We start from the raw sequence: 20,927 nt of genomic DNA, 5'->3' as shown, positions 1-20,927 counted from the left end.
ATGGCGTTTAGTGACTACTTCAGGGAACTGGACTGGGAGCAAACCCGTATGTCCATCTACTCGAAAACAGCGCGGGATGTCGAAGCGGCACTGGGCAAATCCAGCCGTAGTCTGGATGACTTTATGGCGTTGCTTTCTCCGGCTGCAGAGCCTTATCTGGAACAGATGGCTCAATTGTCTTTTGCTGCGACCCGTAAGCGTTTTGGTCATACGGTTTCGATGTATGTGCCACTTTATCTTTCCAATCTGTGCTCCAATCAGTGCACTTATTGTGGCTTTTCGATGGAGCACAGGATCAAACGAAAGACGCTTACTGAAGCTGAAATTGGCGCTGAAATCCGTGCGATTAAGGCCATGGGTTTTGACAGTCTGTTGCTGGTCACCGGCGAGCATGAGCGCAAAGTCGGGATGGATTACTTCCGTCAGGTGCTGCCAAAAGTCCGGCCTGAATTCAGTTATCTGGCCATGGAAGTGCAGCCCCTGAAGCAGGATGAATACGCTGAGCTGAGAGAGCTTGGGCTCGATGCGGTGATGGTATATCAGGAGAGTTATCATCCATCGACGTATGCAAAGCATCACCTGAAAGGGAACAAAAGCGACTTTGAGTATCGCCTGAATACCGCCGACCGGTTAGCATCTGCCGGCATCGATAAAATTGGTATTGGCGCGTTAATCGGTCTGGATGACTGGCGCACGGAAAGCTGTTTCGTTGCAGAGCACCTGAGCTACCTGGAGCGGACCTACTGGACGAGCCGCTACTCCATTTCGTTCCCGCGCATCCGTCCCTGTGAGGGCAGCATTGAGCCCAAATCGGTGATGAGTGACAGGCAGCTGGTGCAACTGATTTGCGCCTATCGTCTGTTTAACAACGAAGTCGAGTTGTCGCTCTCAACCAGGGAGTCTGAGCACTTTCGCGATAACGTGATGCCTCTGGGGATCACCACCGTATCCGCCGCATCCCAGACTCAGCCGGGCGGTTATGCGGAACCACAGCAGGAACTGGAGCAGTTCGCTATCAGCGATGAACGCAGTGCGGAAGAGGTTGCTGCAGCAATCAAATCCAAAGGACTGGAAGTTGTCTGGCGGGACTGGCACCAAGCTTATTCAGGTGGATACACGGATGCATCAGTATAATCATAATCCTGACTCGGTTTATGACTGATTGTTGTCGCTGTTCCTGAGTCGTATCGGTGTTTCACGTGAAACACGGGATGAAACAGCAGAGTCTGTTCAGGTAAGCTGAGGCAAAAAAGAACCCCGATAGCTGAGTGCGACTATCGGGGGGATATTGGGTTCTGGGTCGCTCCGCTACGGGGACCTGGGTTTCTGGGCTGGCTTGATGATTCGCTGTGAGATAGTGGAAGCATCAACTTGACGCCAATCACAGCGTGGGAAAACCTGCAGTACCCAGTACCCAGTACCCAGTACCCAGTACCCAGAGCCTTTACTCGTAACTCAGTGCCGCCGTAGCCTGCTCCAGCCAGGCTTTCACTTCGCCATCAACCAGTGGGCTCACTTCCTGCCATACTTTAGCGTGGTAGTCGTTCAGCCATTCCAGTTCAGGGCGGTTCAGCATGTTGACGTTGATGCAGCGCTTGTCGATCGGACAACGGGTCAGTGACTCAAAGCCCAGCATGGTCATATCGCCATTGGTAGCTTTCTCTTTTACCAGTTCCAGGTTTTCGATGCGGATACCAAACTCGTCTGCGCGGTAGTAGCCAGGCTCGTTAGACAGAATCATACCTGGCAGCAGGGCAACGGTGTTTACTGCCGGAGCGATACGCTGAGGACCTTCGTGAACACTCAGGAAGTGACCCACACCATGGCCGGTGCCGTGGTCAAAGTTATAACCCTGAGACCACAGTGGCATACGCGCCAGTACGTCCAACTGATGACCGGTAGTGCCTGCAGGGAACAGGGCTTTCGCCAGTGCGATATGGCCTTTCAGTACCAGGGTAAACTGCTGCTTCATTTCATCGCTTGGCTGACCGATGGCGATGGTACGGGTGATGTCGGTGGTGCCGTCAAGGTACTGACCGCCTGAATCAACCAGGTAGAGGGTATCCATTTCCAGCTTGCCAGGCTGAGGCTGGTCGTTGTGGTTGTAGTGACACATGGCCGCGTTGCCGCCAGCGGCAGAAATAGTATCGAAGCTCAGGTCGACCAGAGTCGGATCTTCTTCACGGAAAGCCTGCAGGCGGTCAGCCATTACTGCTTCATCACCCAGTTCGCCTTTGGCTACCTGAGCGTCCAGCCAGCAAAGGAATTTGGCCATTGCTGCACCATCGCGGATATGACAAGCCTGCATTCCACCGACTTCGGTTGCGTTTTTGGCGGCTTTTGGCAGCAGGCACGGGTCGGCCTGTTCAGTCAGGTTCGCGCCTGCGTTCTGCAGTTGCAGGGTAAACCAGGCATTGCTGGTGGCCGGATCGATCAGTACGGTTTTGCCACTCAGGGCTGCCAGCTTATTACCAAGCTCTGCCGGTGGGCAGACGTTGACGCCTGTACCCACATGCGCAGCAAACTCCTGTGGCAGGCGCGCCGGGTCGACAAAGAAGTCAACGCTGGCATCGCTGTAAACGATTGCGTGAGACAGCACAACCGGCAGACAGGAAACATCAAGGCCACGGATGTTCAGCAACCAGCAGATGCTGTCGAGCTGAGTCAGTACCGCAGCATCGGCTTTCTGTTCTTTCAGCAGCGCGGCGATTTCATCGCGTTTTTCCGCGCTCGGCTGGCCACTGCGATCGGTTTCCATCAGGGAGATGTCGCTGTAAACCGGTGCCGGGCGGTCATGCCACAGAGTATCAACCGGGTTGGTGTCAATCACTACCAGTTCGGCGTGTCCGGCCAGTTGCTGCTGTGCTTTGGTCAGCCACTGTGCAGAATGCATTCTGGCATCCACTGCAACTTTGCTGCCTGCAGGGAGCTCAGCCAGAATCCAGCTGACAGGTGGATTCTGAATAAGGTGACAGTATTCAAAAACCTCTGCCGGTACCTGTTTGGTTACCTGAACTGTGTAGCGGCCATCAACAAACATGGCTGCTCGCTCTTTGGTGATCACAGCGGCACCGGCCGAGCCGGTAAATCCGGTTGCCCACAGCAGGCGTTCGTTGTGGGCCGGGATGTATTCACCCAGAAACTCGTCTTCGTGAGGGATGATCAGAGCGTCAAACTGGTGTTCAGACAGCCACTCTCTCAGTGAGGTGACCTTTTGTGCGGTACTCGTATGCATGGGTTATTGTCCTTTTTGTTCTGCTTATCCGGTTACCATCACCGGACAGGAAACAGCCTACAGGCTAGTGCTTTTTCTGCGTGCGCGCAAATGCTTCCTGCAACTGGAAAAATCAGGTTTCACTGATGGCGTCCGGGCCCCCGGCGGAGGCCGTTAGTCAGTGCTGTTACCAAGGTGCAGGGTTTTTTGTTGTATCAGTTCCCGCAGCCAGATCAGCGACGGGTCGTCCTGCCGGTCCTTGTGCCAGAAAAGGGTGTAGGCCATTGGCGGCAGTTCGGTCGGAAGTGGGATGACAGTCAGGTCAAGGAACTGCTCTATATAGCAGCAGAAGTGACGCGGAGCGGTAAATACCAGATCGGTATAAGAGCAAAGGCTGGCAGCGCTGTTAAAGTCCGGCACGTACATGGCGATATCCCGCTCCAGACCAAGGTCGGCGAGGCGGAAGTCGAGCAGCCAGCGGTCGTTACCGTCACAGCGAACCTGTACGTGGCGCTGACTCAGGTAGGCGTTCAGATCCCAGTGTTGTTCAAGAAGGGGGTGGTCCTTTCGCACCAGACAAACCTGATGGTCACGATAGATCTCCTGCCAGAGAATATCTTTGGGTGGCAGCATGGTCATGGCGGCATCGGTTATGTCGATATCCTTGCCTGTGATCCCAAGGTCAATTTCTCCGGCCTGTATCTGTTTGAAAGTATCCGCCTCCCAGGCGTGGGTGGTGATATTGATCTGCGGAGCCTGGGCGAATATATCCGGCAGGAAGTGGGGAAGGATAAGCGGGTAAACACTTTCAACAAGTGATATGTGGATCTTACGAGTAGAGGTCTGCGGGTCGAATCCTTCTGGCTGGGTCAGGTCTTCAAGATGATGGATCAGACTGTCCAGCTTGGGTTTGAGGTGCAGGCACTTAGGGCTGGGTCTCAGTCCGTGTGCGGTACGGTAAAAAAGCGGGTCGTCGAACTGCTCTCTCAGCTTCGAAAGGGATTTGCTGACCGCAGACTGGGTGAGACTGAGCCTGGATGCGGCGCGGGTTACGTTGAGCTCTTCAATCAGTACGCTCAGGCACACCAGCAGATTGAGGTCGATGCGGGATAACTGGTCTATTTTCATGCCTAAAATTCCCCCCAGGAATAACACGAATGAAAAACATCCATTTCTGTTCATAATTCTAACCGCATATACTCTGCAGTACGAGCAATAATCAGGAGTTCTGTGGTGGAAAAGTCGGGCAAAAAACAAATGGTGTTACTGATAATGTTGGTACTGTTCAGTCCATTGGCGATTGATATTTACCTGCCAGCGTTGCCAACCATGGCCCAGGCGTTTCACGTGGAACATACGCTGGCTCAGGATACGATTACATTTTTCCTGTTCTCGATGGGACTTGGTCAGTTGATCGCAGGCCCGGTTGCGGACAGGTACGGACGACGAACCGTTGCATTAGGGGGAATCGCAATCTACGGACTGAGCGCCTTATTGGCGTGGGGGGCTCAGTCGATAGAGTGGATGCTGGTAGCCCGGTTGCTGCAAGGCTTAGGTGCGTGTGCGACATCGGTAGCGGCCTTTGCAACGGTTCGCGATATTTTTGGTCCGCGTGAAAGCGGCAAGATGATCAGCTACCTGAACGGTGCTATCTGCTTTATTCCAGCCCTGGCACCCATCCTGGGAGCATGGCTGACCCAGCACTTTGGCTGGCGCAGTAACTTCAGTTTTATGGCGGGTTATGCGGTTGTCGTGGGCAGCCTGATGGTAATGAGCTATAAGGAAACCATGCCGAAGCCAAGCCACGAACCGATGTTTCGTTTTCAGCGCTACTGGTCGGTACTGAGTACCCCGAGTTTTCTGTTTCACGCATCGCTCTGTATGCTGGGCATGGCGGTGATCCTGGGCTACGTGACGTCAGCGCCTGTGGTCCTGATGGAGCAGCGTGGCCTGGACATGAGCGAGTTTACCTGGTGGTTTGGGGTTAACGCAGCTGTGAACATCGCAGCCTGCATGCTGGCCCCTAAAGTAATGGAGAAGCTGGGCACCCGCGCAACTCTGCTGACCGGTATCGTTACCCTGCTGGTGGGTGGCACCCTGATGCTGATGCTGGCGAATATAAGCAGCGCATGGGCATTTATGACACCAATCTTCCTGTCATCTGCCGGTTTTGCTCTGGTGATGGGCGGCGCCGCCGGAAAAGCACTGGCGCCATTTGGGGATAAAGCTGGTACCGCTGCAGCGCTGCTGGGACTGATGCAGATGAGTGGTTCTGGCGTGATTGTTGGCCTGGTTCAGCGACTGGGTATGGACGCTCCGGATATGATTGCTATGCTGATGTGGCTGCTGGCTCCGGCGATTCTGGTACTGATATCCGCGAAAGGAAAAACCTGGCACGCACCTGCTGCGCAACAGGGCGCTTAACCGTTTTAGTCTGAACGTGTCAAAGGCCGCCTTATGAAAGGGCGGCTTTTTTAGTTTCTGGCCTTAAGTGATGGTTTGCCAGGAGATTTTAGCAGCTGCTGAAATAAGTACCGGCTGATGGTTTTCCGTACCGCCAAGACGGTGTATATTAACCGCTCTTGTTAATCTCACATGAAAGAACTGCTGAAATGTCTTTAACGACGTATGAAATGGCCAAAATTCTGGAGCAGCTTGAAGAGTCTCCGGAAAAAATTATGTTTGGCAAACTGCTTGCTGAGCTGGGTAACCAAAGCGAAGAGCGTATCCGAAGCGCTGCAAAGCAGGTTCCGCTGACTGCGCTGCGCGATATTGTGTATCAGTTTCAGCAGGTGATTGAGTCACGTAAAGGTGAAGCGGTACAAAATCTGGCAAAAGAGCTCAGCCAGGACGGCTTTTCAGCCGAAGAGCTGCAGGCGTTTCTTTCCAAACGTTAATGCACTTTCCCCCGAAATAAAAAAGGCAGCCGGAGCGGCTGCCAGTCTCCATATCGGGGTGGTAAGTTATCTCCGACTTTGATGCTGTTTCAGCATTAAACCACGTGTAAACACAAGAAAATACCTGCTTAATACACTTGTAGGTGGTTAAGTAAGTACGGACTTACTTTTCAATCGTTGATTCAACGAGAACGAGACGGTCACATCCATTTCCCGGAAGGATGAATGTCGAGCCGCGATCTCAGCCAGCCATCGAGGGAGAGGGAGCCCGGTCCCCAGATAATCACCATCAGGATCATCAGTCCCCACAGCTGGTGGTCATAAAAACCCTGTTCCCACAATACCGGATAAGAGACCACGGCGATGATGTTAAACACAAACAACGCCAGCGCCGCCGGGCGGGTCAGCAGACCAGCGACCAGAAACACCGGCAGGATAAGCTCTGCGGCGGTACCCAGATAAGCCGCCAGCTCCCAGGGCAGCAGCGGAACCTGGTACTCGAACTCTAACAGATAGAGTGTGCTGTCCCAGGAGGCGATCTTGGTCAGCCCGGAATTAAAAAACACATAACCGGCCCACAGGCGGCAAAACAGCAACAGCGCCGGGACGACCAGCGCCTGAACCCGTTCGGTGAACTGGTCGTAACTTATCAGCCATTGGGAAATCGTCGTTTTCATCGTTCGTTACTCCAAAATCCGGTGATCCATCCGTTTTCTGCCAGTTCGGTCAGCCCGGCCAGCAGGGACGGATCCATCTCTTCCAGCGGTGTGCCGGCCAGACAGGCTTCAAGCAGCTTTATTTGTTCAGGGTTAAACGCCGCCACAAGTGGTCCGCCGTTAGGGCTGATGGCAACGGCTCCGGCCTGTGGCTGATCCAGTTCCAGTCCGTCAAAGTCGTCTTTTTCGATGGCGTGCCACAGGCTGAACACCGCGTGGTTATAGCCACTGAAGCTGAGAGTGTCCGGCACGGCTAATACGATTTTTGCCTGTTGTTCTTCACTCAGTCCGGCGAGTCCCGTCAGCGGCAGGGAGCTTTTGGGTTGCCGGTGACCAAAAGCCTGGTTTGCCTGATCAAGCCGCCACTCCAGCTGCGCCATCGCCTGTAAATACGGGGCCAGGTTAAGGACCCGGGGGAAGCTGGTCAGGGTTTCGGCAAAGCCCCCGCCGTAGCGGCTGACGTCTCCCTGCTCAGGCGGGTGAACGATGACATGCCGCCGGGCAAGCTGGGCAAAACAGGCTTCACCCACCAGAGCGAGTACTTTTGGGTAAGTGGCTTCGAGCACTTCACTCAGGCCACTGATAAAGTTGTTGCGGTAAATCTGAATACGTTGTTCCGGGCTGAATGAGCCGTTTTCCCCTTCACCTGAAACAGCGCAGTCGCCGCCAGCGGCCTGGTAACGAAGGGCAAGGCCAAAAGTGGTTTGCAGTTCAGCTAACGTGAGCGGGGTCATAGCGCGCCTCCTGACAGGCATTCAGACAGTTTTCTGCGATGGCGGCCTGCTCCAGCAGTACCTCTACCGGTGGAATATCCAGGTCCCATTCGATCAGGGTTCGTACCGGTGAAGCCTTCTCCAGCCAGTGCCGGTAAAGCTTCCACACCTCATCACTGACCGGGCGGCTGTGGGTATCGATGCGGATTTCGCCTTCCGGCAGCTGTTTGACGCAAAAGCCCGCCAGGTGGATCTCTTCCACCGTTTTGGGGTCGATGGCAGCCAGATACTCCTGCTCGCAAAAGCCGTGGTTAAATGCAGAGACATGAATGTTGTTGAGATCGAGCAGCAGCCCGCAGCCGGTTCGTTGCTGCACTTCGGTAAGAAATTCCCACTCGGGAATCACTGAGTGACTGAAGCTCAGGTAGCTCGACGGGTTTTCTATCAAAATCCTGCGTCCAAGCGCTTCCTGTACCTGATGGGTATTGCGGCAGAATACCTCCAGCGCCTCTTCGGTGTAGGGCAGCGGCAGCAGGTCATTAAAGTGATGGCCGCCGTTTTCGCTCCAGCTGAGATGGTCCGAGACCAGAACCGGGTCCAGATCCGACACCAGTTGTTTGAGCTGTTTCAGGTGCCACTCACTTACCGGAGCCACCGACCCCAGCGACAGGCCGATACCGTGGCAGCTCAGCGGGTAGTGCTGTGCGATTCTGTTCAGCTGCTGTCTCTGCAGTGAATGGGGCAGAAAGTAGTTTTCGCTGTGGATTTCCAGCCAGCCGGCCTGTCCGGAGTGCTGTTCAAAGAAGTCCAGGTGTGGGGTGCGAAGTCCAATGCCGGTCAGTGGGTGCATAGGGTCAGGCTCCTGAAAGGTGCGGGTGGAGGCAAAGCAGGCTGACTTTGCCTCCGCGGGGATCATGACGAGGATTTGCTGCCACCGGCAAGGCGGTCACACAGGCCTTTTGGTACCACGATGAAGGCGTCTTTCTGGAAGTCTTCTTTCGAGGTCCCGGCACAGGAGCTGTTTTTGGTCGCACAGTCATTTTTACCCGCTTTGGCTACGCCGTAGCACTTCTCTTTTTCAGCCGCGACGGCAGAAGTCGCGGTCAGCGCGGTGCCCCCCAGGGCCAGAAGACCGGTTACCGCCGCAGTCACAGCAAGATTTGCTTTCTTCATAATGGTTTCCTCACTCAATCCTTGGTTTTGTCAGTACAACCTGGCCGGTGGCCTTGTTATTGGTTGTTCACTCAATAAGAAAAGGGGGCGGGGAAATTCTTTCATAAAAAAATTACATTTTGGCGGTTTTAACAGGTAATTGGCTGAAATAAAAGTAATTAAAAATTGAACAATTTCTTTTGTCCGGCGGCGGATTTCAGGGTGAAAAGTAAGGTATAATCGTTTTTATTGTATAAATACCCAGTAGAAAATCATGGACCCATCCCTGTTATTAGACGGCCTGAACGACAAACAGCGTGAAGCCGTAGCCGCGCCTTTAGAAAACATGCTGGTACTGGCGGGTGCCGGCAGTGGTAAAACCCGGGTGCTGGTGCACCGTATCGCCTGGCTGATCTCGGTCGAACAGGCGTCGCCGTTTTCTGTTATGTCGGTAACCTTTACCAATAAGGCCGCTGCTGAGATGCGTGGCCGGATCGAAGAGCTGATGATGGGCAGCGCTTCGGGGATGTGGAACGGCACTTTCCATGGTATTTGTCACCGCATTTTGCGTGCCCATTATCTGGACGCGAACCTGCCGGAAGATTTTCAGATCCTGGACTCAGATGATCAGCAGCGTCTGCTGAAGCGTTTGATCAAAGCACTTAATCTGGATGAAAAACAGTGGCCTGCACGTCAGGCTGCGTGGTGGATCAACGGCAAGAAAGACGAAGGCCTGCGTCCGCAACATATCGATGCCTATCATGACCCAATCACCAAAACCTACCTGCAGATCTACACCGCTTACCAGGAAGCGTGTGACCGTGCCGGGCTGGTGGATTTTGCCGAAATTCTGCTGCGCGCTCACGAGCTGCTGCGCGATAAAAAACATATCCGCGAGCACTACCAGGCGCGCTTTAAGCACATCCTGGTGGACGAGTTCCAGGATACCAACAACATCCAGTACGCCTGGCTGCGCATGATGGCCGGCCCGGACTGCCGGGTGATGATCGTGGGCGATGATGATCAGTCTATCTACGGCTGGCGTGGCGCCAAAGTGGAGAACATCCAGCGTTTCCTGAATGAGTTCGTGGGCGCCAGTACGGTTCGTCTGGAGCAGAACTACCGCTCGACCAAAACCATTCTGAGCGCGGCCAACGAGCTGATCACCAACAATACCGAGCGTATGGGTAAAGAGCTCTGGACTGACGGCAGCGAAGGTGAGCCGATTTCGGTTTATTCCGCCTATAACGAGCTGGACGAAGCCCGCTTTACCGTAAACAAAATCAAAGAGTGGCAGGACAAAGGCGGCGCGCTGACCGATACGGCCATGCTCTACCGGAATAACGCCCAGTCGCGGGTACTGGAAGAAGCGCTGATCCAGGCGGGTCTGCCGTACCGGATTTATGGCGGTATGCGATTCTTCGAGCGTCAGGAAATCAAAGACGCACTCGGTTACCTGCGCCTGATGGCAAACCGCAACGATGACGCGGCATTCGAGCGTATCGTGAATACCCCGACCCGTGGTATGGGGGATAAAACCCTTGAGACTATCCGTTTTGCTGCCCGTGACCGCGGTGCCACCATGTGGCAGACCGCTCAGGCGCTGCTGGAGGAAAAAGTGCTGGCCGGCCGCGCCGCCGGTGCGCTGAGCCGCTTTATCGAGCTGATCAACGCACTGGAAGACGACACCGCTGAGCTGCCGCTGCACCAGCAGGCGGACCACGTGATCAAAGCGTCGGGTCTGTTCGCCATGTATGAGCAGGAAAAAGGCGAGAAGTCCAAAGCCCGGATTGAGAACCTTGAGGAACTGGTCACCGCGACCCGTCAGTTTGAAAAGCCGGAAGAAGCGGAAGACATGAGCGAGCTGTCGGCGTTCCTGTCCCATGCGGCGCTGGAAGCCGGTGAAGGTCAGGCGGACGAGTTTGAAGACGCGGTGCAGCTGATGACCCTGCACAGCGCCAAAGGCCTGGAGTTCCCGCTGGTATTTATGGTCGGCGTGGAAGAGGGGATGTTCCCGAGCATGATGTCTGCTGAAGAAGCGGGGCGTCTGGAAGAGGAGCGCCGTCTTTGCTACGTGGGTATGACCCGGGCAATGGAGAAGCTTTACATCACTTACGCCGAGATGCGCCGCCTGTATGGCCAGGACAAGTACCACAAGCCGTCACGCTTTATCAAAGAGCTGCCGGAAGGGTGCCTGGATGAAGTGCGGATGAAAGCTCAGGTAAGACGCCCGGCCAGCAGTGGCCGATTCAGCCAGACCGTGGTGAAAGAGAGCTTCAACGAAACCGGATTCAGCCTCGGCGCGCGCGTTATGCACCCGAAATTCGGTGAAGGCACCATCATCAACTTCGAAGGCAGCGGCCCGCAGAGCCGGGTTCAGGTGGCCTTTAACGGCGAGGGCATCAAGTGGCTGGTGACCCAGTATGCGAAGCTGGAGAAGCTTTGAGTTAGCTGTAATGATGTAAAAAAGCGCCGAACCGGTCATCTGGTTCGGCGCTTTTGTCTTTTCTTCCGGCTGTCTTTGTTCTGCAACCCGGTCTGCTGCAATTACAATGCAGTCGCTGCCGCGAGGTGAGACTTTCCCCGCGGACAGAAGATCCTGAATCGCGCTTAATCTTTTGAGAGTGTGGTAAGTGAACGGGAGCGCGTTCAGGATGACACAGTGGTGTGGTAAGTTGTTTCCTTTCTCTGGCTGCCAGCAAACTGAAGGTTTATTAATCCCGCTTATCTCAACGCTAACACCGGGTCATCCTGAACTTGATTCAGGATCTGCTTACAGCGCGCCGTACTGCCCATGCAGCAGCAACCCACCGTACTGACCGGGAGCGCTGTAAGCAGGGGGTGGTTAAGCCAAAACTAAAAAAAAAGCGCCGAACCGTTAACCCGGTCCGGCGCTTTTATTTATCGGATCAGCCCTGTTACTCAGCGCTGTCTTTATCAGTCAGCTTCGCTTCCAGTTCAGCCAGTTTCTGTTCCATTTCGGTCAGCTTCTGGCGGGTGCGCAGCAGTACCTGAGTCTGCACTTCAAACTCTTCGCGGCTTACCACGTCCAGCTTGTTCAGCTGGCCCTGAATGACCTGACGGACTTTCTGCTCAACGTCACTGCCCAGCTCTTTAACCGGCTGAGGCATGGCGTCGTGGATCTGTTTGGCAACCTGTTCCAGTTTTTTCGGGTCGAACATAATCACTCCTTCTGAATTTGTTGCCATTTTATGCATTTCTTTCCGGGTTGTCGTTACCTTTGCGGCAAAAGGTGACAGCCGCTGAGACAAAGGACAAAAAAAGAGCTGCCGGAGCAGCTCTTTGAGTTTGATTGCGGTTATTCGCGGCATTCACGCTGGGCGGCTTTGGCTTCATCCACCCGTGCCAGCTTTTCCAGATCCTTGTCCTCAAGGAACACCGGCAGTGGCTTGTGTTTCTCTGCCAGGTAGCTGTAGATCACCGGCAGTACAAACAGGGTGAACAGGGTACCAATCGCCAGACCGGCTACGATTACAATACCGATACTGAAGCGCTGGGCTGCACCGGCACCGGTAGCAAACATCAGCGGGATCAGACCGGCGATCATCGCCGCGGTGGTCATCAGGATAGGGCGCAGACGTACCTTGGCGGCTTCCATCACCGCACCGATACGGTCTTTCTTATGGAGCAGCTGCTCTTCCTTCGCCACCTCACAGATAAGGATACCGTGCTTGGTGATCAGGCCCACCAGGGTGATCAGACCTACCTGAGAGTAGATGTTCATGGTCGCCGCACCCCAGGCCAGGGCGATAAGCGCACCACAAATCGCAAGCGGTACCGATACCATGATCACCAGCGGGTCTTTCACCGATTCAAACTGAATCGCCAGAACCAGGAAGATGATCGCCAGTGCCAGACCAAAGGTGGTGTACAGCGCGCTGCCTTCGGTTACGAACTGACGGGCTTCACCCATGTAGTCGTGGGTGTAACCGGATGGCAGTTTGCTTTCTGCGATGTCTTCGAACCAGTTCACCGCATCACCCATGGCAATGCCCGGGCTCGGAACCGCACCAACTGAAGCTGAGTTCAGCTGGTTAAAGTGCGGCAGTGAGCGTGGCGCGGCTACGACTTCGATGTCGATCAGGCTGCCCAGTGGTACTGCGTTACCGTCAGCGGCGCGCACGTAGTAGTTGTTCATCGACTCAGGGTTTAAGCGGTACTTACGCTCAACCTGAGGGATAACTTCGTACGAACGGCCGTTGAGGTCGATACGGTTAACGTAACCGTCCGCCATCATGGTGCTCAGGGTCAGACCGATATCCTGCATGGTCACGCCGTACATACCGGCTTTGTCCTTGTCGATATGGATCTGCATGGTCGCTGAGTCGTAGTTCAGGTCCAGCGTGGTGTAGACGAACAGCGGGCTCTTGCTCGCTTCCATCAGCACGTCGGTCGCGATCTGGAACAGGCTCTCAAAGCTGTTCGGCGTGGTGATCACGAACTGCAGTGGCAGACCTGAGCCTGCGCCCGGCAGTTCAGGCATCTGGAAGGCGGTCACCGCCATACCAGGGACCTCTTTCACCATATCACCGATACGTTTGGAGACTTCCGCCTGGCTTGCTTCACGCTGGCTCCACGGCACCATAGAGGCAATACCGAACGCCTGGTTGGAGTTTGGTACACCGGTAAACACCTGAGAGAACTTCACTTCCGGCTGGTCAGCCAGAATATGGTTCACTTCGTTCATGGTGTTTTGCAGGTAGTCCAGGTTGGCGTTGGACGGGCCGGTACCCATCAGCATCACCACGCCTTTATCCTCTGCCGGCGCCAGTTCACTCGGGATGAACTTAAACAGCGCAGGCAGGCTGGCAAATACGATCAGTGCGAACGCGATGATCACCGGACGGTGCTGCATTACCGCTTTCAGCATGCCTTCATAGCGGTTGGTCATGCGGTCGAGGAAGTTGTGCACCGTGGTCTCAAAGCGGCCCGGTTTCTCGTTGGCTTTGAGCATTTTGGAACACATCATCGGCGACAGGGTCAGCGCGATAATACCGGATACAAATACCGAACCGGCCAGGGTCAGGGCGAACTCTTTAAATAGCGAGCCGGTGATACCACCCATCAGGGCGATCGGCGCGTACACCGCACCCAGGGTCAGGGTCATGGCGATAACCGGTACCGCGATTTCACGGGTACCAATAATGGCCGCGCGGAACGGTGACTCACCCAGCTTGATGTGACGGTCAACGTTCTCCAGTACCACGATGGCGTCATCCACCACCAGACCGATGGCCAGTACCATTGCCAGCAGGGTCATCAGGTTCCAGGAGAAGCCCATTGCCTGCATTGCCATAGCCACACCGATCAGTGACAGCGGAATCGTCACGATAGGGATGATTACCGCCCGGAACGAGCCCAGGAACAGGGTGATCACCACCAGTACGATAACGGCAGCTTCGACGATGGTCTTGATAACTTCGTTGATCGATTCATTGATTGACTCGGTGGAGTCGTACATCACCTGCATCTTGATGTTGCTTGGCAGGTTTTTCTCCAGCTGTGGCAACATCGCCCATACATCTTTGGCGATGGTGATCGGGTTGGCGCTTGGGGTGCCGTTGATCGCCGCAACTACAGCTTCATCGCCGTTGGCGCTGGCGCGGTAGATGTCGTGGCTCTTCTCAAGGGTTACCTTGGCGATGTCACCCAGACGGATCACTTCACCTTTGCTGCTTTTCACTACCAGACGGCTCAGCTCTTCCGCATTGGAGATCTGAGTGTCAGCGTTACCGTTGTACAGCAGGAACTCGCCGGTCGCCTGACCGGTTGCCGACTGGAAGTTGTTGGCGTTCAGCACCGTCATCACATCGGTCGCAGTCAGCCGGAGTGCTGCCATCTTAGCCGGGTCCAGCCATACACGCAGGGCGTACTTCATACCGCCGTACATGTCGATCTTGGATACACCGTTGACCGAGAACAGCTGCGGGTTCACCACGCGTTCCAGGTAGTCGGTCATCTGGCTTGATGCCAGTTCATCACTGGTGAAACCGATGTACATCACCGCCGTGGTAGAACCGGTCGACATAGTTACTGTCGGGTCTTCGGACTCTTTAGGCAGCTGGGAGCGCACCGAGTTGGTTTTGGCCAGAATATCGGCCAGCGCCGCGTTCGGGTCGGTGTTCAGCTTCATGGTGATGGTAATGGTTGACCGGCCCATGGTGGACTGAGATGTAATGTAGTCAATGTTGTCCGCCTGAGCGACCGCCTGTTCCAGCGGCTGGGTAATAAAGCCCTGGATCAGATCCGCACTTGCGCCGTAGTAACTGGTTGAAACAGTCACCACGGTGTTGGTCATTTCCGGGTATTGACGAACCTGCATTTTGAATACGGCCTGCATACCAAGCAGGGCGATCAAAAAGCTGATTGATATCGCCAGAACCGGACGTTTTATAAAAACATCAGTAAAGCGCATGCTTCCTCCGGATTACAGCATTGGGGTCTGTTCTGGCGTTTTGGTCGCGTCACTTTCGACAACGTGCACTTTGGCATCGTTACTCAGACGAACCTGACCAGAGGTCACCACCACATCGCCAGGCTCTACGCCTTCGAGGATATGGGCAATATCGGCTTTACGCTCGCCTACTTTTACTACCTGCTGCTTCACGCGTTTCTCGCCGTCTTTTTCGCTGACGATGTAGACGCTGTCGCCGTACAGGGTAAAGGTGATTGCAGTTTGCGGCAGGGTAACCTGATCAGCAATCACAGGCAGAACGATGTTAGCGCGGGCGAACATACCGCTGCGCAGCTGACCATCGTTGTTAGGAATGTCGGCCTGAACCTGTACCAGACCGCTCTGAACGCTGACCGCAGGCTCGATGGCGCTGATGGCACCTTCAAACTCTTTTTCCGGGTAAGCATCGACCACGATGTTCACTTTCTGGCCCATGGTAATGCGGGAGATGTCGGTTTGAGGCACGGTAAAGCGCAGGCGCATCACGCTGGTGTCTTCCAGACGCACGATGTCAGTGCCTGGCTGCATGTACTGGCCGAGGTAAACGTTACGGATACCCACTACGCCGTCAAACGGAGCAGTCAGGGTACGGCGGGTAATCGCGGCTTTCAGGCTTTCAATGTCCGCAGACAGGGAAAGATAAGCTGCCTGAGCTTCGTCATACTGCTCTTTGGATACTGAGCCTTTCTTGTACAGGCCCTGGTAGCGTTTGAACTTGGCTTCGGCTGCTGGCAGGCGTGCCTGGGTACTTTTCAGGTTGGCTTTTTCTACCGTGGAGTCCAGGGTCAGCAGGACCTGGTCCTGTTTAACCGCGGTACCGGAATCAAAGGTGATGGAATCGATCACACCGCTGGTTTCGGTGGTCAGGGTTACGCCCTGGTTTGGTTCGATGAAGCCGATCGCTTCAATCCCCGGTACCCAGTCAACCGCTTCTGCCTGGGTGACCGTGACCGGAAATTCGGGTTCCGGGCGATTTGCCAGGTATTCAGCAATTTTTTGTTGTTTGAACAGATTGAAACCTATCACGCTGCCAAACAGGACAAACGAGATAAGCAACATGATAACAGTCCACTTTTTCATACTGCAGAGAACTCCAGATTAATGTTGAATGATGGCATCCCAGCTGGCCGATATGGCCGCATCCAGGGTCTGGTCATCAAGATAAATAATGCCCTGAGCGTGTTTACGCGCCAGGTTTACGCCGACCTGCAGGCTGAGCCCAAACAGAATGCGGTTGTCGAGGGGCTTAAAAACGCCGGCAGCTTTTCCTTCACTGAACATGCGTTCGACTTCAGGAAACATTTTCCGTTCCGCTTCCCACTCTTCCGGGGTTGAAGGTTTTGGCAGGGACTCATACTGAACACGGTTGTTCAGTACTTTCCCGCCTTCCCGGGCGAGGTTCCACAAATTCAGCCACATGATCCGGTAGCGCTGTTCCAGTGACATGTCACTGGCTACATTGGCCTGCAGAGCTTCTGATACACGAAAAGTCACCCGAAAGCGGATTTCTTTGAGCAGGGCTTCCTTATCCTCGAAGTAGCGATAAATCGTCCCGGCGGCAACGCCTGCGTGTTTGGCTATCTTCTGCATCGACAGACCATGGAATCCTTCTTTGGCGAGCAGGCTTTCTGTCGCTTTCAGAATTTTTTCCCGTTTATCCGGATCGGTGTGGTCACTTTGGTTACTCATACCAGACACCTAAAATGAATGAACGTTCATTCATTATCTTGTTTGCTTTCCTTATGTGCAACAAAAAAGTACAACTAATAACCAGTGATTATAGTATCGCCCGGTAGTCGCGCATTAACTTATTGTTATTTATTTATGATGCTGGTTTCATTTGCTGCTGTTGAGACCGCAGGGAAGAAAGTGAGGCGTAATTGAGCGTAGTAATCATTGGTGAGCAGGTCTATTATATGGCGCCACAAATTTAACCCGGTTGAAGAAAGATGAAGCTGAACCCAAGACAAGATGAAGCGGTGAAATACGTCTCCGGCCCATGCCTGGTGCTGGCGGGCGCGGGCTCGGGCAAGACCCGGGTGATCACCAATAAAATCGCGTATCTGGTTCAGCAGTGCGGCTATAAGGCGCGCAATATTGCTGCGGTGACTTTTACCAATAAGGCCGCACGGGAGATGAACGAGCGGGTCGCCCAGACCCTGGGCCGGAAAGAGTCCCGAGGCCTGATGGTGTCGACGTTCCATACCATGGGCCTGAATATCATTCGCCGTGAGTATAAAGCGCTGGGTCTGAAAGCAGGCTTCTCCCTGTTTGATGACCAGGACCAGCTGGCCCTGCTTAAAGAGCTGACTGAAAAGCCGCTCGATGGCGATAAAGACCTGCTGCGCGCGCTGCTCAGCACTATCTCCAACTGGAAGAACGACATGCTGACCCCGGATCAGGCCAAAGCCATGGCCCGCGGTGAGCAGGAGCAGCTGTTTGCCTGGTGCTTTGAGCAGTATCAGGCTCAGATGCGGGCGTATAACGCGCTCGACTTTGATGACCTGATCGCTATGCCGGTACTGCTGCTGAAGACGAATCAGGAAGTGCGCGAGCGATGGCAGAGCCGTATCCGTTATCTGCTGGTGGACGAATACCAGGATACCAACACCAGTCAGTACGAGCTGGTGAAGCTGTTGGTGGGCGAGCGTGCCCGTCTGACCGTGGTAGGGGATGATGATCAGTCTATCTACTCCTGGCGTGGTGCTAAACCGCAGAACCTGGTGTTGCTGAATGAGGACTTTCCGCAGCTGAGAGTGATCAAGCTGGAGCAGAACTACCGTTCGACCAGCCGTATCCTGCGTGCGGCCAACATTCTTATTGCCAACAACCCGCACGTATTTGAGAAGAGCCTGTTCTCAGAGATCCCGGACGGGGAAAAGCTCAAGCTGCTGGTGGCCAAGGATGAAGAGCACGAAGCAGAGCGGGTGACCGGTGAACTGATCGCCCATAAGTTCCTTAACCGAACCAACTATAAAGATTACGCCGTACTGTACCGGGGTAACCATCAGTCGCGCCTGATAGAAAAAGCGCTGATGCAGAACCGGGTACCGTACAAGATCTCCGGTGGTACCTCATTCTTTGCCCGTGCAGAGATCAAAGACATCATGGCTTACCTGCGGGTACTGGTGAACCCGGATGATGACAATGCCTTCCTGCGTATCGTCAATACTCCGCGCCGGGAGATTGGTCCGGCAACCCTGCAGAAGCTGGGTAACTACGCCAATATGCGTGGCAAGAGCCTGTTTGAGTGCAGCTTTGAACTGGGACTGGAGCAGCACCTGAGTGGCCGCGGGCTGGAAAACCTGCGCCGCTTTACCCAGTGGATTGTCGCGATTTCCGATAACGCAGAGCGGGGTAACACCGTTGAAGCGGTGCGCTCGCTGGTGCGTGACATTAACTATGAAGACTGGCTGTATGAAACTTCCGCCAGCGCCAAGGCGGCCGAGATGCGGATGAAAAACGTCTCGGACCTCTACAGCTGGATTGTGGCTGACCTGGAAGGGGACAACTACGACAAGGAAGAGAAGACCTTAAAAGAAGTGGTTCAGCGCCTGACCCTGCGTGACATGATGGAGCGCGGAGAAGAAGACGATGAGAGCGACGCGGTTCAGCTGATGACACTGCACGCCTCAAAAGGACTGGAGTTCCCGTTTGTCTATCTGATCGGTACCGAAGAGGGCATTCTGCCGCACCAGACCAGTATTGATGAAGAGAACGTAGAAGAAGAACGCCGCCTGATGTACGTGGGCATCACCCGTGCCCAGAGAGAACTGACGTTCACCCGCTGCCGCGAACGCCGTCAGTTCGGTGAGCTGCTCAAACCGCAGCAAAGCCGCTTCCTCGATGAGTTGCCATACGACGACGTAGAGTGGGAAATGGTGAAAAAGAAGGTGACCCAGGAAGAGCGCATGGAGAAAGGCCAGGCGCATATTGCCAATTTACGGGCGATGTTTAAGAAATAAAGGCCCGGGGCGTTCGGCCCTGGGTACTGGGTAAAAGACAAAAAGCCTGACTGTTCAGTCAGGCTTTTGTTTTAATGTTTTGCAGAACCCAGAACCCAGAACCCAGAACCCAGAACCCAGAACCCAGAACCCAGAACCTTATAGCCCTTCGATCATATAATTAATCGCCGCGACAATTTCTTCGTCGCTGCAATCCATACATGAACCTTTGGCTGGCATGGCGTTAAATCCTTTAATGGCGTGATCTGTCATCACATCCATCCCCTGGGCGATGCGGGGACTCCACTGGGCGGCATCGCCTTTGATTGGGGCACCGCTGACACCGGATGTGTGGCAGGCGGTACAGAAGGTGTTGTAGACGGTCGGGCCGTCACGCGGGCCTGCAGGCTCAGTGACTTCTGGCTGAGCGCCGGCAAGGTAAACCTGGCCGACCGGTTTGATCCGCTCTGCAATGGCGTCGTAATCCTCCTGGCTGACGGAAGAGGCAACAGAGACACCGGAAAAAGAGAGGGTCGCAGCCAACAGGGCTAATACTGTTCGGGACATATCCATATACTCACTTTACTTTCTCAGCCGATTTCCCTGCCAATCCATCCGGCATTGAATCGGGTTATCATTAATTAGTTGGTTATTTTTTGATAACCAGCCGCAAAGCGGCTGTTAAATCATTGTAAATTTTGCGTGATTATAGCTTGTTGAGTTGTTGCAATAAACAACAAGATCGCCCGGACCGGGGCTTTATCACATCCTGATTGCCGAAAAAGACAACAAACAGGAAAAAAAGTAAAAAAAACACTAGACGCCCAGAGGCGTTATCCGTATTATTCCACTCCGCCGATAGGGCATGCGCCCGTAGCTCAGCTGGATAGAGCGTTGGCCTCCGGAGCCAAAGGTCGAAGGTTCGAATCCTTTCGGGCGCGCCATTTGCCCCCTTGAGGAGACTATCGGTAGAAATAAAATATGGTGGCTATAGCTCAGTTGGTAGAGCCCCGGATTGTGATTCCGGTTGTCGCGAGTTCAAGTCTCGTTAGCCACCCCATTATTCTGGTAGCTTAGCTTCCAATTTCGATGAAAATCGGGATAAAACAAAAGTCGGTGAATAGCGCAGCTTGGTAGCGCATCTGGTTTGGGACCAGAGGGTCGGGGGTTCGAATCCCTCTTCACCGACCACTTTTCTTTGCTTAGGCAGTGCGTAGGCAAACAATAACAAGGCATGAAGCCGGTTATTACAAAATTTGATGGTGGCTATAGCTCAGTTGGTAGAGCCCCGGATTGTGATTCCGGTTGTCGCGAGTTCAAGTCTCGTTAGCCACCCCATTTATTCTGGTAGCTTTGCTCCCATTTCTGATGGAAATCAGAATAAAACACAAGTCGGTGAATAGCGCAGCTTGGTAGCGCATCTGGTTTGGGACCAGAGGGTCGGGGGTTCGAATCCCTCTTCACCGACCACTTTTAGAAAGCCTCGTCGTTTGACGGGGCTTTTTTTATGCCTGCAATTTCTGCTCTCACCTCAGGTTTTTAGGGGTATTGGTTCGTGGGCGCTTCGCTCCGTGGTACGCGGGGTTTTATCCGGCCCTTGGCCCTGGGTTCTGGGGGAGAGCGCTGAAAGATTGCTGAATACCGGATGTTTTGATTTGACACGCAGATCTGGTTCGGGAAATCTGCTTGCAGAACCACAGAACCACAGAACCACAGAACCACAGAACCACAGAACCACAGAACCACAGAACCACAGAACCACAGAACCACAGAACCACAGAACCACAGAACCACAGAACCACAGAACCACAGAACC

General features: G+C 54.2%; 16 protein-coding genes and 5 tRNA genes. 10 read left to right on the top strand and 11 right to left on the bottom strand.

The genetic code is table 11. From position 1 onward, the window contains the following. On the top strand, nucleotides 1–1,134 hold the full coding sequence (gene thiH, locus ACVB80_RS23650; RefSeq protein WP_481083738.1) for a 2-iminoacetate synthase ThiH: 1,134 nt from the start codon (nucleotides 1–3) through the stop codon (nucleotides 1,132–1,134). A gap of 310 nt (nucleotides 1,135–1,444) precedes the next feature. On the opposite strand, the gene ACVB80_RS23645 is transcribed toward thiH, so the two are convergent. Continuing rightward, a complete protein-coding gene (locus tag ACVB80_RS23645) occupies nucleotides 1,445–3,235 on the bottom strand; it encodes an aminopeptidase P family protein (protein ID WP_481083737.1) in 1,791 nt (596 codons plus the stop codon). Between the two features lie 153 nt (nucleotides 3,236–3,388). Further along, nucleotides 3,389–4,342, bottom strand: a complete 954-nt coding sequence (locus ACVB80_RS23640) for a LysR family transcriptional regulator (RefSeq protein ID WP_481083736.1) — start codon at nucleotides 4,340–4,342, stop codon at nucleotides 3,389–3,391. A gap of 144 nt (nucleotides 4,343–4,486) precedes the next feature. On the opposite strand from ACVB80_RS23640, the gene ACVB80_RS23635 reads away from it, so the two are divergent. Both ACVB80_RS23635 and tsrA read left to right on the top strand, forming a co-directional pair. After that, entirely contained in the window at nucleotides 4,487–5,638 is a 1,152-nt protein-coding gene (locus ACVB80_RS23635; RefSeq protein WP_481083735.1) for a multidrug effflux MFS transporter, read from the top strand. A 188-nt stretch (nucleotides 5,639–5,826) separates the two neighbouring features. Continuing rightward, entirely contained in the window at nucleotides 5,827–6,111 is a 285-nt protein-coding gene (gene tsrA / locus ACVB80_RS23630; protein ID WP_481083734.1) for an H-NS-like global regulator TsrA, read from the top strand. A 200-nt stretch (nucleotides 6,112–6,311) separates the two neighbouring features. On the opposite strand, the gene ACVB80_RS23625 is transcribed toward tsrA, so the two are convergent. From ACVB80_RS23625 to ACVB80_RS23610, 4 genes are all read right to left on the bottom strand, one after another. Then, nucleotides 6,312–6,788, bottom strand: a complete 477-nt coding sequence (locus tag ACVB80_RS23625) for a DoxX family protein (RefSeq protein WP_481083733.1) — start codon at nucleotides 6,786–6,788, stop codon at nucleotides 6,312–6,314. Next, a complete protein-coding gene (locus ACVB80_RS23620) occupies nucleotides 6,785–7,561 on the bottom strand; it encodes an HvfC/BufC N-terminal domain-containing protein (protein ID WP_481083732.1) in 777 nt (258 codons plus the stop codon). The genes ACVB80_RS23625 and ACVB80_RS23620 overlap by 4 nt, the downstream gene beginning before the upstream one ends. Continuing rightward, the gene (gene bufB / locus ACVB80_RS23615) at nucleotides 7,539–8,390 is read right to left on the bottom strand and encodes an MNIO family bufferin maturase (RefSeq protein ID WP_481083731.1); all 852 of its coding nucleotides are present in this window, start codon (nucleotides 8,388–8,390) and stop codon (nucleotides 7,539–7,541) included. Before bufB ends, ACVB80_RS23620 begins: the two co-directional genes overlap by 23 nt. A gap of 62 nt (nucleotides 8,391–8,452) precedes the next feature. Further along, nucleotides 8,453–8,713 carry a BufA1 family periplasmic bufferin-type metallophore gene (locus ACVB80_RS23610; protein WP_481083730.1) on the bottom strand — a complete coding sequence of 87 codons (261 nt, stop codon included), beginning with the start codon at nucleotides 8,711–8,713 and terminating at the stop codon, nucleotides 8,453–8,455. Nucleotides 8,714–8,963: 250 nt separating this feature from the next. Here ACVB80_RS23610 and uvrD point away from each other — a divergent pair, with 250 nt between their 5' ends. Next, complete coding sequence (gene uvrD / locus ACVB80_RS23605; RefSeq protein ID WP_481083745.1) at nucleotides 8,964–11,138, top strand: DNA helicase II; 2,175 nt, start codon at nucleotides 8,964–8,966, stop codon at nucleotides 11,136–11,138. 472 nt (nucleotides 11,139–11,610) lie between these two features. Here uvrD and ubiK read toward each other — a convergent pair whose 3' ends face one another. The 4 genes from ubiK to ACVB80_RS23585 all read right to left on the bottom strand — a co-directional run bounded on the left by ubiK (nucleotide 11,611) and on the right by ACVB80_RS23585 (nucleotide 16,856). After that, the gene (ubiK, locus tag ACVB80_RS23600; protein WP_481083729.1) at nucleotides 11,611–11,874 is read right to left on the bottom strand and encodes a ubiquinone biosynthesis accessory factor UbiK; all 264 of its coding nucleotides are present in this window, start codon (nucleotides 11,872–11,874) and stop codon (nucleotides 11,611–11,613) included. Between the two features lie 137 nt (nucleotides 11,875–12,011). After that, nucleotides 12,012–15,128 carry a multidrug efflux RND transporter permease subunit gene (locus ACVB80_RS23595; RefSeq protein WP_481083728.1) on the bottom strand — a complete coding sequence of 1,039 codons (3,117 nt, stop codon included), beginning with the start codon at nucleotides 15,126–15,128 and terminating at the stop codon, nucleotides 12,012–12,014. A 12-nt stretch (nucleotides 15,129–15,140) separates the two neighbouring features. Continuing rightward, nucleotides 15,141–16,247, bottom strand: coding sequence for an efflux RND transporter periplasmic adaptor subunit (locus tag ACVB80_RS23590; protein WP_481083727.1), 1,107 nt, complete (start codon nucleotides 16,245–16,247; stop codon nucleotides 15,141–15,143). Between the two features lie 18 nt (nucleotides 16,248–16,265). Continuing rightward, a complete protein-coding gene (locus ACVB80_RS23585) occupies nucleotides 16,266–16,856 on the bottom strand; it encodes a TetR/AcrR family transcriptional regulator (protein ID WP_481083726.1) in 591 nt (196 codons plus the stop codon). A 260-nt stretch (nucleotides 16,857–17,116) separates the two neighbouring features. Between ACVB80_RS23585 and rep the strand changes: the two genes are divergently transcribed. Next, the gene (gene rep / locus ACVB80_RS23580; protein WP_481083725.1) at nucleotides 17,117–19,132 is read left to right on the top strand and encodes a DNA helicase Rep; all 2,016 of its coding nucleotides are present in this window, start codon (nucleotides 17,117–17,119) and stop codon (nucleotides 19,130–19,132) included. A gap of 138 nt (nucleotides 19,133–19,270) precedes the next feature. Here the strand turns inward: rep and ACVB80_RS23575 are convergent, their stop codons facing one another. Next, nucleotides 19,271–19,684: a c-type cytochrome gene (locus ACVB80_RS23575; protein WP_481083724.1), complete on the bottom strand. Its 414-nt coding sequence runs from the start codon at nucleotides 19,682–19,684 to the stop codon at nucleotides 19,271–19,273. Nucleotides 19,685–19,978: 294 nt separating this feature from the next. Here ACVB80_RS23575 and ACVB80_RS23570 point away from each other — a divergent pair. From ACVB80_RS23570 to ACVB80_RS23550, 5 genes are all read left to right on the top strand, one after another. Beyond that, nucleotides 19,979–20,055, top strand: a tRNA-Arg gene (locus ACVB80_RS23570). A gap of 40 nt (nucleotides 20,056–20,095) precedes the next feature. Beyond that, a tRNA-His gene (locus ACVB80_RS23565) sits at nucleotides 20,096–20,171 on the top strand. 54 nt (nucleotides 20,172–20,225) lie between these two features. Then, nucleotides 20,226–20,302, top strand: a tRNA-Pro gene (locus ACVB80_RS23560). Between the two features lie 71 nt (nucleotides 20,303–20,373). Continuing rightward, nucleotides 20,374–20,449: transfer RNA gene (locus ACVB80_RS23555), tRNA-His, on the top strand. 55 nt (nucleotides 20,450–20,504) lie between these two features. Then, nucleotides 20,505–20,581, top strand: a tRNA-Pro gene (locus ACVB80_RS23550). Nucleotides 20,582–20,927: the final 346 nt, after the last annotated feature.

The organism is Vibrio sp. 9-16B-A1, from assembly GCF_056726165.1.
This window is presented reverse-complemented; position numbering and strand designations above follow the sequence as displayed.